General features: G+C 44.0%; 13 protein-coding genes. 7 read left to right on the forward strand and 6 right to left on the reverse strand.

Translation table 11 applies throughout. From position 1 onward, the window contains the following. The first annotated feature begins 129 nt into the window (after window positions 1–129). Complete coding sequence (gene metG / locus AB4154_RS07860; RefSeq protein WP_372122661.1) at window positions 130–2,190, forward strand: methionine--tRNA ligase; 2,061 nt, start codon at window positions 130–132, stop codon at window positions 2,188–2,190. Between the two features lie 221 nt (window positions 2,191–2,411). After that, window positions 2,412–2,891 carry a DUF1456 family protein gene (locus AB4154_RS07865; protein WP_016783812.1) on the forward strand — a complete coding sequence of 160 codons (480 nt, stop codon included), beginning with the start codon at window positions 2,412–2,414 and terminating at the stop codon, window positions 2,889–2,891. Between the two features lie 194 nt (window positions 2,892–3,085). Here the strand turns inward: AB4154_RS07865 and fadR are convergent, their stop codons facing one another. After that, entirely contained in the window at window positions 3,086–3,925 is an 840-nt protein-coding gene (gene fadR, locus AB4154_RS07870; protein ID WP_017062161.1) for a fatty acid metabolism transcriptional regulator FadR, read from the reverse strand. 640 nt (window positions 3,926–4,565) lie between these two features. On the opposite strand from fadR, the gene nhaB reads away from it, so the two are divergent. Together nhaB and dsbB are read left to right on the forward strand one after the other, a co-directional pair. After that, window positions 4,566–6,158, forward strand: a complete 1,593-nt coding sequence (gene nhaB / locus AB4154_RS07875) for a Na(+)/H(+) antiporter NhaB (RefSeq protein WP_102332510.1) — start codon at window positions 4,566–4,568, stop codon at window positions 6,156–6,158. Between the two features lie 147 nt (window positions 6,159–6,305). Next, complete coding sequence (gene dsbB, locus AB4154_RS07880; RefSeq protein ID WP_029235613.1) at window positions 6,306–6,821, forward strand: disulfide bond formation protein DsbB; 516 nt, start codon at window positions 6,306–6,308, stop codon at window positions 6,819–6,821. 121 nt (window positions 6,822–6,942) lie between these two features. On the opposite strand, the gene AB4154_RS07885 is transcribed toward dsbB, so the two are convergent. Next, window positions 6,943–7,563 carry a YecA family protein gene (locus AB4154_RS07885; RefSeq protein WP_372122663.1) on the reverse strand — a complete coding sequence of 207 codons (621 nt, stop codon included), beginning with the start codon at window positions 7,561–7,563 and terminating at the stop codon, window positions 6,943–6,945. A gap of 175 nt (window positions 7,564–7,738) precedes the next feature. Between AB4154_RS07885 and dusC the strand changes: the two genes are divergently transcribed. Further along, a complete protein-coding gene (gene dusC / locus AB4154_RS07890) occupies window positions 7,739–8,695 on the forward strand; it encodes a tRNA dihydrouridine(16) synthase DusC (protein WP_017069187.1) in 957 nt (318 codons plus the stop codon). Between the two features lie 137 nt (window positions 8,696–8,832). On the opposite strand, the gene AB4154_RS07895 is transcribed toward dusC, so the two are convergent. From AB4154_RS07895 to yfbV, 3 genes are all read right to left on the reverse strand, one after another. Then, window positions 8,833–10,299 (reverse strand): sensor domain-containing diguanylate cyclase, encoded by a 1,467-nt coding sequence (locus AB4154_RS07895; protein ID WP_229647109.1) that lies wholly within the window; start codon window positions 10,297–10,299, stop codon window positions 8,833–8,835. 251 nt (window positions 10,300–10,550) lie between these two features. Next, on the reverse strand, window positions 10,551–11,516 hold the full coding sequence (locus AB4154_RS07900) for an ABC transporter substrate-binding protein (RefSeq protein WP_017062167.1): 966 nt from the start codon (window positions 11,514–11,516) through the stop codon (window positions 10,551–10,553). A gap of 302 nt (window positions 11,517–11,818) precedes the next feature. Then, complete coding sequence (gene yfbV, locus AB4154_RS07905; RefSeq protein WP_017062168.1) at window positions 11,819–12,271, reverse strand: terminus macrodomain insulation protein YfbV; 453 nt, start codon at window positions 12,269–12,271, stop codon at window positions 11,819–11,821. Between the two features lie 341 nt (window positions 12,272–12,612). On the opposite strand from yfbV, the gene AB4154_RS07910 reads away from it, so the two are divergent. Both AB4154_RS07910 and pta read left to right on the forward strand, forming a co-directional pair. Further along, entirely contained in the window at window positions 12,613–13,809 is a 1,197-nt protein-coding gene (locus tag AB4154_RS07910) for an acetate kinase (protein ID WP_017062169.1), read from the forward strand. A gap of 147 nt (window positions 13,810–13,956) precedes the next feature. Next, the gene (pta, locus tag AB4154_RS07915) at window positions 13,957–16,122 is read left to right on the forward strand and encodes a phosphate acetyltransferase (RefSeq protein ID WP_017069189.1); all 2,166 of its coding nucleotides are present in this window, start codon (window positions 13,957–13,959) and stop codon (window positions 16,120–16,122) included. An 82-nt stretch (window positions 16,123–16,204) separates the two neighbouring features. On the opposite strand, the gene AB4154_RS07920 is transcribed toward pta, so the two are convergent. Beyond that, window positions 16,205–17,143, reverse strand: coding sequence for a glutathione S-transferase family protein (locus AB4154_RS07920; protein WP_372054655.1), 939 nt, complete (start codon window positions 17,141–17,143; stop codon window positions 16,205–16,207). Window positions 17,144–17,336 lie beyond the last annotated feature (193 nt).

The raw sequence follows: 17,336 nt of genomic DNA on the forward strand, positions 1-17,336 counted from the left end.
ACCCACGAGATGAAGACTGAACCCCTAAAAAACTAGGGGAATCCTTAGTCTGATACCTTGGCGTATCACACGTTATAAAGTAGTATTACCTCTCAAATTTATACCTATCAAAAAAGCGAATTATTAAGTATGGCAACTGATCCAAGACAACTTTTGGTAACTTGTGCGCTTCCGTACGCTAACGGCTCTATTCACCTTGGCCATATGCTTGAGCATATCCAAGCTGATATCTGGGTTCGATACCAGCGTCTACGTGGCAACACTGTAAACTTCATCTGTGCTGACGATGCTCACGGCACGCCAATTATGCTTAAAGCTCAACAGATGGGTATCACGCCAGAAGAGATGATCGCTGCTGTTAGTGAAGAGCACCAAAAAGACTTCGCTGGCTTTGATATCAGCTTTGATAACTACCACAGCACACACAGCGAAGAGAACCGTGAACTGGCTTCTCACATCTACTTAGAACTTAAAAAGAACGGCTTCATTTCTAGCCGCACTATTTCTCAGCTTTTCGATCCTGAGAAAGAGATGTTCCTACCAGACCGCTTCGTAAAAGGTACTTGCCCTAAGTGTAAGTCAGAAGACCAGTATGGTGATAACTGTGATAACTGTGGTGAGACATACAGCCCAACTGAGCTAATTAACCCTAAATCAGCGGTTTCTGGCGCAACTCCAGTAATGAAAGACTCTGAGCACTTCTTCTTCGACCTACCTCAGTTCGAAAGCATGCTTAAAGAGTGGACTCGTTCTGGCTCTCTACAGAATGAAACTGCAAACAAAATGCAGGAATGGTTTGAGTCTGGTCTGCAACAGTGGGATATCTCACGTGATGCACCTTACTTCGGCTTTGAAATCCCAGGCGAAAAAGACAAGTTCTTCTACGTATGGCTAGACGCACCTGTTGGCTACATGGCTTCTTTCAAGAACCTATGTGACAAACGTGACGATCTAAACTTCGATGAATACTGGAAGAAAGACAGCACAACTGAGCTTTACCACTTCATCGGTAAAGACATTGTTTACTTCCACAGCCTATTCTGGCCAGCAATGCTAGACGGCGCAGGTTTCCGTAAGCCAAACAACGTATTCGTACACGGCTACGTAACAGTGAACGGTGCGAAGATGTCTAAGTCGAAAGGCACATTCATCAAAGCAAGCACGTACCTAAACCACCTAGACCCTGAGTGTCTACGTTACTACTACGCTGCGAAACTAAACAGCCGCATCGATGACTTAGATCTTAACCTTGAAGACTTCACTCAACGTGTAAACGCTGACGTAGTAAACAAGATTGTTAACCTAGCTTCTCGTAACGCTGGCTTCATTACTAAGCGTTTTGAAGGCAAGCTAGCTGTTGAATTTGCAGAGCCTGAGCTATACAACGAATTCGTTGCTGCTGCTGAGCGTATCGGTGAGCTATACGAAACTCGTGAATTCAGCCGTGCTATCCGTGAAATCACTGCACTAGCGGATAAAGCTAACCAGTACATCGACGAAAAAGCACCTTGGGTTCTTGCAAAAGAAGAAGGCAAAGAAGCTGAGCTTCAACAAGTTTCTTCTGTAGGTATTAACCTATTCCGCGTACTGATGGCTTACCTGAAACCAGTGATGCCAGAGCTTGCAGCTCGCACTGAAGCTTTCCTAAACGAAGAGCTAACGTGGGAAGCGATTGCTACTCCGCTAACTGATCACGAGATCACTAAGTTCAAAGCGCTATTCAACCGCATTGACCCTAAGAAAGTGGAAGCAATGGTTGAGTCTTCTAAAGAAGATACAGCCGCTGAAGCAGCAGCGAAAGAAAAAGCAGAAGCTGAAAAAGAGCAAGCAAGCCAAACTGAGCTAGACAAAGAGCCAATCGCAGACGAGATTGAGTTCGATGCCTTTGCAGCAGTAGACATGCGTATCGCTCGTATCATCTCTTGTGAAGAAGTACCAAAAGCGAACAAACTACTGAAGTTCCAACTAGACATCGGTGGTGAGACTCGCCAAGTATTCTCTGGTATCAAATCAGCATACAAACCTGAAGAGCTAGAAGGCAAGCTAACTGTAATGGTAGCAAACCTAAAACCTCGTAAGATGAAGTTTGGTATGTCTGAAGGCATGATCCTAGCAGCGGGCCCTGGCGGCAGCGACCTATGGATCCTTGAGCCACACGAAGGTGCTCAACCTGGTATGCGTGTAATGTAATTCTGACTCCAGTCAGATAACAAGCACCCATCACTAAATCCCTAATGCATTTTTGACTTGAAAGAGTTAATCAGCATTGGGGATTTTTTATATCTACCGAAAATTAGCGTTCTCTGTTAGAGTCGCCGTCAACTATGCTATGTAGAGTAGAAATTGGTTCGTCGACAAAAATAGGCTAAACCAACACCTCTTTACTCTAAAACCCTTTTTAGGAATCCCCAGTGACTAACAACGAAATCTTGCGTCGTATTCAACACGCACTAAACCTTAAAAATGCACAAATCATCAAAGCTATCGAACAAGCTGATGTGACTGTTGCTCATGACCAAGTGATTAACTGGCTAAAAGATGACAACGACAAGTCATGCTCTAAGATGAAAGATAAAGAGTTAGCGGTATTCCTAAATGGTTTCATCAACCTTAAGCGTGGCAAAAAAGAAGGCGAGCAACCTAAACCTGAAGTTGCACTGACGAACAACATGATCTTCATGAAGCTTCGTATCGCATTGAACATGAAAGCAGAAGATGTTTTGGACGTACTAGAAGTGGTTGGCATTAGCTTGAGCAAGTACGAAATCGGCGCTTACTTCCGCAAGCCAGAAAACAAAAACTACAAAGTGTGTGAAGACCAACTACTTTGCGATTTTCTAAACGGTGTGCAATTTACCAACCGTCCAGACTCAGAAGAGTTTACGGGTTAAGTTACTACTCCTAGATAAATTTTAAGTTGCTACACATAGATAAATTACTCGTCATAGGTAAGTAACTGACCCACTGATAATTTTCTAGTAACGACAGATAAATAAAAAGCGGCGAGATAATTGAATTATCTCGCCGCTTTTTCGTTTTCTTTACGTCACTGACTAAACAGGAACAACAATAGTAAACCTATGGCTTAGCTGTCGTCTTCAGTGAAGTTCGTCGGCAATGTCGTTTTCATTTCATTCCAAACTTGTGCACTTGCGATACCGTAGTTACGAATCACTAATGGCAAAGTTTCGCGCTCGCCACTTTCACAGATAATGAACAACTCTTTATAAAAGTCCATCGCTAAACGTCGTGCTTCTGGGTTAGAGAAGTAGTAGCTACCGATACGGTCATAAAGTTTACGCACACCGTTAAAGATCAGGCCGTAAATCTGGTTGCCTGAGTGGAATGCCAAACGTTGGAAAAGCATGTAATCATAGAAGTTGAAAGTCTTCGCGATTAAGATCGTCTGACGTTTCGCTTCATCTTTTTCTGAATCTTCTTTTACCGCTTGTTTGATCTTGTCAGCGTATGGCGACGATTCTAGGAACTCATCCCAAGTTGGTGCCGCAAGTAGCGCTTCACAAGATTCAATCACGTTACTGATAGTACGCTCTGAAGCTTCTTTGTTTGCTTTGAATGCATAACGCATAAAGATCGGGCTGATATTAGTACGAGCAGCAAGCAGGTCTTCTACCATTTTGCTTGCGTTATCAACGTCCAACGTCATTAGCGTATCAAGGATATGAAGACCTGAGGTTTCCATAAACTGGTTAACTTTAGTTGGTTTGCCATGTTGGATTGTCAACCAACCATCACGAGCAAGACGTTGTAGTACTTCACGAAGCGTAGTACGTGTAACACCAATCAGCTCAGAAAGCTCACGCTCTGCGGGCAAGATAGAACCTGGAGGGAAACGGCCATTCCAAATACTTTCAATGATATACTTCTCTGCAAATCCTGCCGGGCTCTTCGCCTTAATGACCATCTACACTTCAATCCAATTTAATTATTCTGTTCTAATTTACTCATCATACCACTAGTTCACACCTAGCGGAAACACCCTCAAAAATTTTACTCACCCTAAACACCGTTAGAGTTATAACTCTAAAGTTCAGCACACGTTTGCACCTCAGGTTTGTAAAGCAAGCGACTCTAAACCACCATTTAAACAAACCGTTAACACAACAATTTTTCTTTAAAATCAATGGGATTGGTCATATTTTTAAAGCTATTAATTTGCAATATTAAGTTGTAATAATCATATATAAGCCGTCGTTATTCTGTAATTTTCAATCATTTCGCTGAAATATTGATTCTAGTCGGTTTTTATCACATTTTAAGTGGTATGCTTGCGCTACTTTGATCGCGTTTCTCAACAAAAAAGAGGTATTTTTAGGGCTACAGGGCTTTTCCTGTTGACTAAATGTTATCTAAGAGTAAAGTTGCGCTCAAAAATAAGCAGTGCTTGAGTTTCTAAGGGAGTGACTTGGCAAGACCACAGAACATTACATGGAATGTAGTTTTTCTAAGTCACTGTTAGTCATAGTTTTTAACAATTTCTATAGCTCGATTCTCAAAATGTTGTATTGCTTGTCTATTCATAATCAACATAAAAGAGTATTAACATGCCGATGTCTCTCGGAAACGCTTTTATCAAGAACTTCCTTGGTAAAGCTCCTGATTGGTATAAACTTGCCATCATTTCCTTTTTAATCATCAACCCGTTTGTTTTCTTCCTAGTTGACCCATTTGTTGCGGGCTGGCTATTGGTGGTTGAGTTTATTTTCACTCTAGCTATGGCTCTCAAATGCTACCCACTTCAACCGGGTGGTCTATTAGCTATTCAAGCAGTCGCCATTGGCATGACCAAACCAGAAATGGTTTATCACGAGCTGCAAGCAAACCTTCCTGTATTACTCTTGCTCGTATTCATGGTTGCTGGCATTTACTTCATGAAAGAACTGCTTTTGTTCATTTTCACGAAGATCTTGCTTGGCATCCAATCTAAAATTTTACTCTCCGTTGCCTTCTGTGTTGCTGCCGCTTTCTTATCAGCATTCCTAGATGCACTAACAGTAATCGCCGTAGTTATTAGCGTTGCGGTCGGCTTCTACTCTATCTACCACAAGGTTGCATCAGGCAAGGGCACAACGTCTTCGCACGATCATACTCATGATGAAGAGATCTCAGAGCTAACTCGTGATGACCTAGAAAACTACCGTGCTTTCCTACGTTCACTGCTAATGCACGCTGGTGTGGGTACAGCACTGGGTGGTGTAATGACCATGGTAGGTGAACCACAAAACTTGGTAATTGCTAAGCAAGCAGGTTGGGAGTTCGGTGAATTTATCATCCGTATGCTGCCAGTAACACTACCTGTTTTCTTCTGCGGTATTTTAACTTGTGCACTTGTCGAGAAATTCAAAGTGTTTGGTTACGGTGCTCAACTACCAATGAATGTTCGCCAAATCTTAGTTGAGTTTGACAACAAAGAACGTGCAAACCGCACAAAGCAAGACGTAGCAAAACTATGGGTTCAAAGTGCAATCGCAGTTTGGCTTATCGTCGGCCTTGCACTTCACGTTGCTGAAGTAGGTTTGATTGGCCTGTCTGTGATCATCTTAGCTACAGCATTTACGGGTGTTATTGAAGAACACTCTATGGGTAAAGCCTTTGAAGAAGCGCTGCCATTTACTGCACTTCTTGCCGTCTTTTTCGCGGTTGTTGCTGTAATCATCGACCAAGCTCTATTTAAGCCAGTAATCGATGCTGTACTTCACGTTGAAGATAAAGGCGCACAGCTCGCACTCTTCTATGTTGCCAACGGTATCTTGTCGATGGTTTCAGATAACGTATTCGTAGGTACGGTTTACATCAACGAAGTGAAAACTGCACTGGTTGAAGGCATTATCACTCGTGACCAGTTTGACCTACTTGCTGTTGCTATCAACACTGGTACTAACCTACCTTCTGTTGCTACACCAAATGGCCAAGCTGCATTCCTATTCCTATTAACATCAGCACTTGCTCCGTTAATTCGATTGTCTTACGGTCGCATGGTTATCATGGCGCTGCCATACACCATCGTATTGGCACTGGTTGGCCTAGCAGGCATTGTGTTCATCGTAGAGCCAATGACAGCATGGTTCTACGATGCTGGTTGGATCATTCAACGCACTGGTGAAGTCGTCGCTCCAGTTATCTCTGGTGGTCACTAAGCTAAACACTGTGTCGCAAACCACAATAACTATAACTAACTAATCAAAAATATTAGTTGATTAGGAAACTTATCCAAGATAAAAAGCTCTGAGTAATCAGGGCTTTTTTATTTTATAGACAGGATTCAATTCGTGAACTTTTTAGCAATGATCAAAGACTTCTCTAAGGGACGTTTATCTTGGCTTTTACTGCTGGCTTTTATTGTCTTTTTTGAAGCGTGCGCTCTCTTCTTCCAACACGTGATGATGCTTGGTCCTTGCGTGATGTGTATCTATGAGCGCGTTGCTATGCTCGCTATCGGTGTTGCCGCCATGATTGGTGCGATTGCCCCGAATAACCCAATATCACGCTGGTTAGGCCTTGCTAGCTGGGGATTTGGCGCATACAAAGGTTTGATGCTTGCTTTAGAGCACGTCGATTACCAGTTCAATCCGTCCCCTTTCGCAACCTGCGACTTATTCGTAACCTTCCCTAGCTGGGCGCCTTTAAACCAATGGGCTCCGTGGATGTTTGAGGCTTACGGCGATTGCAGCAAGGTTGTGTGGCAGTTCTTCGATCTTTCTATGCCTCAGTGGCTAGTAATTATCTTTGCAGGTAACTTGGTTGCTTTCGGTATTGTGGTTATTTCTCAATTTGTGAAGTCGAAAAAGGACTTGCAGTAAGCCGTTGACACTTGGACAACAAAAAAGTCGACCACGAGGTCGACTTTTTTATTACTTAAGCTTTTGAACATATTAAGAGAGTCTGTTATTCACACAAACTAAGTTGCTCAACAAGCCGTGATTAGCTGCTTTTACCGCAGCATTGTTTAAACTTCTTGCCGCTTTCACAAGGGCAAAGGTCGTTTCGACCAATGTCTTTAAACGGGTTCACGCTCTGGGACTTATTGCCCAACATAGCTTCATCCGCTGCCATTGCCACTTCTGAGATCATCAGATCGACTTGACCCACTAAATCGGCAAGCGATGGTGGGTTAGTAAGCCCTGCAGCGATCATTTGTTGTTGAGTTTGCTCTTCATCAATCGCAAGCATCAAGGTGGTTAAGAGCGCTTGCAACATGCGCAGAGTACCATCCGCGACTGTCACGCTCTGCCACTGCTCTTCCACTGTTGGCCAAACCATCATGAAGCCTTCAGAAAAATCAGCGAACTGTTCGTTAAAGTCACCTTCAGCCAGTACTTCTGTTAATAGGTATTCATTACGCTGAATCAGGTTGTGCTGGCGATTAATCTGTTCTGTCACCGTTGTTACCAGCTCTTTACCCGCTTCAGGCGCAACGATAACCAGCCACTCTTCTGGATCGAGTGGTTTGGTCGCTAAGTTAGAGGCAAGGATTGCACCTTCCATAAACTGCGGAGTAATGTCAGTGATTGATTCTGGTAGGCTTAATAATTGATATGTCATGAAAGCTCTGGATATTGGGCATTTTCGATATTATAACGCCATCCTCCCAAAGATGTCGCTATTAAGAGACGAAACCATCATTAAGACATGCACCACACTCATAGTGACAATTCTGTAAGCACACCGTACAATCACGCCTAGAATTTTTCGGTTCATTCAGTTTTGGTAAAGCAACATGCGCGTAATACTTGGCCCTATGGAGGGCGTTCTAGACCACCTAATGCGTGAAATTCTCACAGAGATTAATGATTACGATCTCTGTGTGACAGAGTTTGTGCGCGTCGTAGATCAACTTCTTCCCCCGCATGTGTTCCACCGTATTTGCCCTGAGCTACATCAAGGCTCTCAGACCATGGCTGGTGTGCCAATCCATCTCCAACTTCTAGGGCAACACCCAAATTGGATGGCCGAGAATGCTTTTCAAGCTGCTAGCTTAGGCGCGAAAGGGATCGATCTTAATTTTGGTTGCCCAGCAAAAGCGGTCAACAAAAGTAATGGTGGCGCTTCATTGCTAAAAGAGCCAGAGCTCATCTATCAAGTGGTGAACGCCTGTCGAGAAGCTGTACCGGCACACATTCCTGTGTCCGCAAAGATTCGATTAGGTTGGGAGCATCCGGAAGAGTGCTTTGAAATCGTCGATGCCATCGAACAAGCCAAAGCTGACGAACTCACCGTGCATGCAAGAACCAAAGTTGGCGGCTATAAAGCCAGCGAAATCAAATGGGACTTCATCAATCAAATAAGAGAAAAAACATCTCTGCCGTTGATTGCTAATGGGGAGATCTGGAACTATCAAGATGGTCAAGATTGCATAGAAGCAACAGGCGTCGATTCATTAATGGTCTGCCGTGGTGCTTTCAATATTCCAAACCTTGGTAACGTCGTTAAGCACAACCACCAGAAAATGCCGTGGGATAAAGTCATTGAACTTTTGCTGCGCTATTCAGAGTTTCAAATTAAAGGGGACAAAGGCATGTACTACCCCAATAGAGTGAAGCAGTGGTTTGTTTATCTAAGTAAAGGCTACCCTGAAGCGAACGAACTGTTTAAAGAAATTCGTACTTTCAAAAAGGCGCCACCGATTGTAGAACGCCTTCAGCGTTATCAAGAAGAACGCCGCCAACCTGTTTAAGATTATGTTTAGGGTTAAATACCCAACGCTACAAACGTGTTTACCGGTGCAAATAAGCTTTGCTTGGTAGACACCAAGCTCTTCCCTCTTTCATTTTCATTTTCATTTTCATACAAAGCATCGATTCAATAACGTGGTTAAAATTCAAGACGGTCTTTACCCGTCGTCTTAGCCACGTACAGCTTTTCATCGGCGTACTTAAATATCTCATCGAAGTTAAGTTTACTTTGCTCAGTTTCAACAATGCAGACACCGCCAGACACCGTAAATCCATTTGGAATAATGTCGGCTGAAGTGGAACAAATCGCATTCTTCACTCGCTCTAATGTTCTCATCAAAGTTTCACGATCTTCGCCTTTCATATAAACGACAAACTCTTCACCGCCAAACCGTGCTGCAACGTCACTGCTTCGAATACTGTTGCTGATCTGACGCGACATATAACGAATCACATCATCCCCCTTATCGTGGCCGTAGGTGTCGTTAATTGACTTAAAATCATCAATATCGAAGACGGTTAATGCAAACAGTTGATCGTGCTCTACACTGCGCCAGAACGCTTCTAAGCCACGACGATTCAATAACCCTGTCATAGGGTCTTTGGCTGCGAGATCTTTGAAGTAACCACGTTCAATATTGGAATTGACGTAGAAGAAGATGGTTACTGAGAACAGATACACAATGATGGCAACAATAAGGCTGTCTTTCTCGTAGACGAAAAAGTGCTCAACCTCTTTCGCGATGTCTAATTTGTAATACATCGCATGGTGAGACGAGACACCATCCAGTTTGATCTCGTGATAAAAAGCCGCAGAATCTACCGGAGTCGCTAAAGTGGTATCAATGATATCGATCCGACCTGCAAGATGCTCATTCGAGTTTGCGAGCAGCTTGTCAGCATTAATATCCACCGACAGCATCCCTTGGTGAACGCCTTTATGGAATACAGGGATCGTCATACTGATTATACGGTCAAGGGAATCAAAACGATAACCAGGGCCTGAAAGGGTAAGTTGGTCAGGGTTGTTGGCTGTTTTCTGCCAATAAGGACGACTCTTTATGGTCGAGAGTAACTCTTTGCTCAGCCCTTTGGCAAAACCTTCAGGTGAAGAGATCACATAGCCGCTCGTATCAATAAAGTGCACGCCGGCATGGTATTCATCAAGCTGGGATAAAAATGAAAGAATAGGAGCTAACGCTATTTTTTCTGACGCGCTCTTATAACTATCACTGCTTTCAGAACAAAGAGACTCTTGACCAATTAGCATATAGTCGATATCGACAGAGGGAATGTCTGAGGTTTTACCGTCGGCAAGTAGCAATACATCAATAGGCCAGATTTGGCAAAGACCATCCACAACATGTTTGTTGTGATCAAGAAAGAGAGGGTTTCCTGATTTATAATAGTTGGAGAAGCTGTAGTCTAGGGCTGTCGCCACTTTTGTGGTTCTTTTGAACACATCTTCAATACGATGAAACTCACTACTGATATCTTTTTCTACCGCGTCAAAATGATTCTTTCCTATTAGGCCAAGTAACATCGCGGCGATCACAGCGGGAAACCCGAAAACAAAGGTTAGGCTAAAGTGCCTATTTACTTTCATATAATGTGCTCTTAGCGTTCAGCTATTTTCATTTTCCCCATTAATATTATTACATTAATCGGCAATTCGCTCGACGTAAAATAATGTAAATTGATATTAACGACACACCTAACGGTCAAATAACCGCTTACAAATGAATAAAATAGAGAAGCGCCAACATATAGAGCAGGTGAGTTTGTTATCTGAGCCCATTTCAATGCTGTTAATAATATGACTTATGGCCTATTAGCTCACCTAACACCAAACTCAATTCACCGGCTAATGACCGCACGCTCAATCACAGATTGAGGCACTGTCACGCCAAGCTCACGAGCAGCATCTAGGTTGACCACCAGCTGAGAGCTCTGCGCAGTTTTGACACTCAACTTCCCGGGCTTCTGTCCTTCCAGAATGGCTGCGACATAATCCGCGGTCTGAACCCCAACATCATAATAATCTAGACCTAAACCAGCAATCGCTCCCTTTCCGACATAAGATGTGGCGCCTGCGACGACTGGCGTATCTGCATGGTTAGCCGCTTTGATAAGACCCTCCATGCCGCTTGCAACCGTATTATCGGTCAAGGCATAGATAACATCGGACTTCTTAGCAATGGATTCTGCTTTTGCTTCGACATCGTCAACAGTCAGCGCTTTTTCGGTGTGAAGTGTATAACCGAAATCTCGAGTTGCCTTTCTCAATAACCCAACTAACGCAACGGCATTTGCTTCTGCTGGGTTGTAAACTACACCGATTGAATTAGCTTCAGGGAGCAGTTCTTTGATTAATGACACATGCTGAGTGATCGGAGATAAGTCAGAAAGCCCCGTGACATTACGCCCCGGCTTTTCTAATTGTTTAACGAGCCTAGCGCCGATAGGATCCGTAACCGCGGTAAACACGATAGGAATCGAGCGAGTCGCCGACACTAAGGCTTGTGAAGTCGGTGTCGCGATACCAACAAGTACATGTGGATTTTCACTGACGAGCTCTCTGGCAATCTTGGCTGCCTGAGCCGGGTTACCATTCGCCATTTCATAGGAGAATTCTAAGTTCTTACCGGGTTCATAACCATTGGCTCTCAATCCTTCAAGAAGCCCTAAACGTGTCGCATTCAGATCTGGATGGTCAACAACTTGTGAAACCGACACTTTGGCAACGTTTGCCATTGCATTGCCAGTCCATAGCAACATCAAGCAACTTAAAACCGCTGCCAATACCTTTCTTACAGAACTCATTATCGCTCCCTGAATCAAGCTCTACCCGTCATTACTCGCTCAAAGAGAACAACATCAAAATCACTATTGACATTATTACCAGTAACCATTGATAACTTGAAGTGATATTTAACAAAAATACAACAAGGCTCGAGTTATGTGAGAAAGGTTATATTGACTTCGGAGGAAGGTAAGAAACCAAGTGAATAAGGACAGGTAAGCTAAACGGAAAGTAAGCGAGGTAACAAAAAGAGGAGCAAATCTGAGAACAAGCTATAGAAGATGAATAGTTGTTCTCAGACAAGAGGGAGAGCTGGGATTCTTTAGAACCAACGCTCCATTGAGGATTTATCTAACTGACGAAAGGCACGATTTAAAATGATTGCCAATTCTTTATAGCGAGGGCGCGGCTTCATAGGCTCTAACGCAAAACCCGTTTCAGTGATCTTTTCATGCAGTTCGCGGTACCACGATACTAGCGCCGGCGGAAGTTGTGTATTTGAGCGATTGCCCAACCACCACATACCTTGTAGCGGCAAGCTGATCGCAAACAAAGCCATAACCACAGCCTGTGGCATCGCTTGGTAATTATTAAAGACCATTTGTGTAAGAACACTGATAGCGGCAATCGCAGGCATCACTTTCACGCCAAAACGGGTCGCTTTAATAATGCGTTGTTCTGGGAAGATCGCGTTTAACTCTTTTCGGACGGGCCAGAGATCCATGTACTTTTGGCCATCTTTTAAACTACTAGCTAAACCAACTCTATTGCTCATATGAGTCTCCCATTAAAAAAAAGTTGAAATCATCAACTAAAAACACAAAAATTTGACGAAAAATAATATTCTTTCAAATTTTTTTGTTATATTTGCACAATATCGCTATTATTTGCAGACCTCAATCTCATTGTTGCCCTTATTTACAATTTAAGCAACTTTGAGAAGACTTCTGCAAGGAATGCACAAGCCTCTTTTTGATAAAGAGCGCTTTCACTTTATACGGAAATTAACGTTTTTTTGACCAAGGTTAGTACGCAAGCCTATGTGCTTCGACTATTCTTGAGATTAATTTTCATCCTTAACTGATTTCGATCAGAAAAATAAACAGGTAGTCATTAATGTCTAAGCTAGTTTTAGTTTTAAACTGTGGTAGTTCTTCTCTTAAATTCGCTGTTGTTGATGCAGAAACAGGTGCAGAGCACCTAACTGGTCTTGCTGAGTGTCTAGGTCTTCCAGAAGCTCGTATGAAGTGGAAACTTGATGGCAAGCATGAAGCACAACTAGGCGCGGGCGCAGCTCACGTAGAAGCACTATCTTTCATGGTAGAAACTATTCTTGCTTCTAAGCCTGAGCTTAAAGCTAACCTTGGCGCTATCGGTCACCGTATCGTACACGGTGGCGAGCAGTTCACTTCTTCTGCACTTATCACTGATGAAGTTCTTAAGGGTATTCAAGACGCTGCGACTTTCGCACCTCTTCACAACCCTGCTCACCTTATCGGTATCGAAGCGGCTCAACAGAACTTCCCTGGTCTACAAAACGTTGCTGTTTTTGACACTGCGTTCCACCAAACAATGCCTTCTGAGTCTTACCTATACGCTCTACCGTACAACCTGTACAAAGAGCACGGCATCCGTCGTTACGGCATGCACGGTACTTCTCACCTATTCATCACTCGTGAAGTTGCAGGCCTACTAAACAAGCCAGTTGAAGAAGTTAACATCATCAACTGTCACCTAGGTAACGGCGCTTCTGTATGTGCAATCAAGAACGGTAAATCTGTAGACACTTCTATGGGTCTTACTCCTCTTGAAGGTCTTGTAATGGGTACTCGTTGTGGTGACCTAGACCCTGCAATCATCTTCCACCTACACGACGCACTTGGTTACTCTGTTGAAGAAATCAACAACATGCTAACTAAAGAGTCTGGTCTTGCTGGTCTAACTGAAGTGACTTCTGACTGTCGTTTCGTTGAAGACAACTACGGTGAGAAAGAAGAAGCAACTCGTGCAATGGACGTGTTCTGTCACCGTCTAGCTAAGTACGTAGCTGGTTACACTGCAACTCTAGAAGGTCGTCTAGACGCAATCACTTTCACTGGCGGCATCGGCGAGAACTCAGGCCCAATCCGTGAAATGGTTCTTAACCGCCTAGGCATCTTCGGTATCGAAGTTGACGGTGAAGCTAACCTTAAAGCTCGTTTCGGCGGCGAAGGTACTATCACTACAGCTAACAGCCGTATCCCTGCAATGGTTATCTCTACTAACGAAGAGCTAGTAATTGCTGAAGACACTGCGAAACTAGCAGGTCTTTAATTGATTTTCCTGACTAGCTTCATTCGAAGCTAGTCAGTTTTTCATATCAAGAAAATGGGGCTCAACTTCTATTCCTACCCCAATTTAAATATCGGTGGGAATAGCAGTTGAGCTTTTTTTATTTCCAATAGTCAAAGGTGTTCGTCAATGTCACGTACTATTATGCTTATCCCTACAAGCGCTGGTGTTGGTCTTACTAGTGTTAGCATGGGTGTTCTTCGCGCTATGGAGCGTAAGGGCGTAAGTGTTTCTTTCTACAAGCCAATCGCTCAGCCTCGCAGCGGTGGTAACCAACCAGATCTAACGTCTACTATCATCAGCGCAAACAGCGACATTAAGATTGGTGAGCCAATCGCAATGACTAAAGCTGAAGCTTTGATCGGTAGCGAAAAAATGGACGAGCTTCTTGAGTCTGTTGTTGAGCAATACAACAAGATCAACAAAGACGCAGAAGTTACGCTAATCGAAGGTCTAGTACCTACTCGTAAGCACCCATTTGCTAACCAAGTGAACGCGGAAATCGCAAAAACACTTGGCGCGGAGATCGTATTCGTTGCGACTCCTGGTACTGACAACCCTACGCAGCTTAAAGAGCGTATAGAAGTAGCATGTTCTAACTTCGGCGGTACTAAGAACAAAAACATCAAAGGCGTAATCATCAACAAGCTTAACGCTCCTGTTGATGAGGCTGGCCGTACTCGCCCTGACCTATCTGAAATCTTTGATGATGCAGACAGCGCTCAGCAAGCGAACCTTGAAGTAATGCAAATCTTCAACTCTAGCCCTATCCGTGTTCTTGGCTGCGTGCCATGGAGCATCGATCTAATCGCAACTCGTGCGGTTGATATGGCTAAGCACCTTAACGCTGAAATCGTTAACGAAGGTGAAATCTCAACTCGTCGTATTAAGAGCATCACTTTCTGTGCACGTTCTCTACCGCACATGATTGAGCACTTCAAACCAGGCTCACTGCTAGTAACTTCTGCAGACCGTCCTGACGTTATCGTTGCTGCGGCTCTTGCTGCGAAAAACGGTGTTGAGATTGGCGCAATCCTGCTTACTGGCGGTTACGACATTCCAGAAAGCATTGCTAACCTTTGTGCACCAGCATTCGCTTCAGGTCTACCGATCTTCAAGGCTCAAGGTAACACTTGGCAGACATCTCTAAACCTACAGAGCTTCAACCTAGAAGTTCCTGCAGACGATAAAGAGCGTATCGAGTTCGTTAACGATCACGTTGCAAGCCACATTGATGGCCCTTGGATTGATTCTCTATCTGAAGGTACTCAAGGCATCCGTCGTCTAAGCCCACCAGCATTCCGTTACCAGCTAACTGAATTTGCTCGTAAAGCGGCTAAGCGCATCGTTCTTCCTGAAGGTGATGAGCCACGTACAGTTAAAGCTGCGGCTATCTGTGCTGAGCGCGGTATCGCAACGTGTGTACTTCTAGGTAACCCTGAAGAAATCCGTCGCGTTGCAGCGCAGCAAGGTGTTGAGCTTGGCGCTGGCGTTGAGATCATCGATTCTGCATCAGTTCGCGAAAACTACGTAGCTCGTCTAGTAGAACTTCGTGGCGCTAAAGGTATGACTGAAGTTGTTGCTCGTGAGAAGCTAGAAGATTCAGTATTCCTAGGTACTATGATGCTTGAAGCTGGCGAAGTTGACGGCCTAGTTTCTGGTGCTGTTCACACAACGGCGAACACTATCGTTCCTCCGTTCCAGATCATCAAGACTGCTCCTGATGCTTCTATCGTATCTTCGATCTTCTTCATGCTTCTGCCTGATCAAGTTCTTGTATACGGTGACTGTGCGATCAACCCAGATCCAACAGCTGAACAGCTTGCTGAAATCGCTATCCAATCTGCAGATTCTGCTGCGGCATTCGGTATCGACCCACGCGTTGCTATGATCTCTTACTCTACTGGTGAATCTGGTAAGGGTGCAGACGTAGATAAAGTACGTGAAGCAACGAAACTTGCTCAAGAGAAGCGTCCTGATCTAGTGATCGACGGTCCTCTACAGTACGATGCAGCAATCATGGAAAACGTAGCCGCTTCTAAAGCGCCTAACTCTCCAGTTGCAGGTAAAGCGACAGTATTCGTATTCCCAGACTTAAACACGGGTAACACGACTTACAAAGCTGTACAGCGTTCAGCAGATCTAGTATCTATCGGTCCAATGCTTCAAGGTATGCGCAAGCCAGTAAATGACTTGTCTCGTGGCGCTCTAGTAGACGATATCGTTTACACAGTAGCTCTAACGGCTATCCAAGCAGACCAAGCTGCACAAGCTGAAGAAAAAGTAATTAACTAATTTTTCTTTTGTAAAAAGCAAAAACCCTAGATGTTTATCTAGGGTTTTTTTATGTCTGGAGTAAAGGAACTACTTGGTAAGCCTAGCCTCGACCATGTGGTGATTCTAAGTCTAGCTCTGGTCCTTTGGGTACAACTTGAGTCGGATTGATACCAGTGTGGCTGTAGTAGTAGTGACGCTTGATATGATAGAAATCGGTCGTCTCTTTAATACCCTTTATTTGGTACAACTCTTTTAAGTAACCTTGAATATGTGGGTAGTCAGCAATTCGCTGCTTATTACACTTAAAGTGCCCAACATAAACCGCGTCAAATCGAACCAGAGTAGTGAACAAGCGCCAATCCGCTTCTGTAATCTCGTTACCCGCTAAATAGCGATGTTCGCTAAGGTGAGCGTCTACTTTGTCTAGGGCTTCAAACAAGGCGTCATAAGCTTCTTCGTAGGCTTCTTGTGTTGTCGCAAAGCCAGTACGATAAACGCCGTTGTTGATGTTTGGGTAGATATAATCATTCCACTCATCAATCTTCTTGGACAACTCCCACGGGTAGTAATCATCGGTGTTACCCGTTAGCTCATTAAACTCTGAGTTAAACATGCGAATGATTTCAGACGACTCGTTACTCACAATGGTGTTGGTTTTCTTATCCCACAACACAGGCACCGTTACTCGACCTGAATAGTCCGGTTTGGCTTGAGTGTAGATTTGGTGCATTCGGGTATGACCAAACAGAGGTTCAGGTAACCCCATTTGCCAACCTTCACTCATCATGTCTGGGCAAACGACTGTCACGTCAATGTGATCGGTTAGGTCTTTCAGCTCGCGGAAGATAAGGGTTCTGTGCGCCCAAGGGCAAGCTAACGATACGTATAGATGGTAACGGCCGCTTTCCGGCTCAAACTGCGCGCCCGGTTTATTCTCTACCCAGTGACGAAAGCCCGCATCTTCACGAACGAACTTACCACCGCTTTCTTTGGTGTCGTACCACACATCGTGCCAAACACCTTCAACTAACTTACCCATATCCAAACCTCTGTCATCCAAGCTTTTCTCTAGTATAAAAAAAGCCAACTTTTTCAAAACTAGAAGAAGTTGGCTTAGTTGTTCGAATATTTTGATGAAGCTTGTTGAGCGAACCAATAAGCCTAAGACAAAAAAAGCGCGACTCTAATAACTAGTCGCGCTTAAGCCTGTCACAGGCTGAACCGTTTTAAAT

Source organism: Vibrio sp. 10N.286.51.B11, from assembly GCF_041469245.1.
Taxonomy (GTDB): Bacteria; Pseudomonadota; Gammaproteobacteria; order Enterobacterales; family Vibrionaceae; genus Vibrio; species Vibrio crassostreae_C.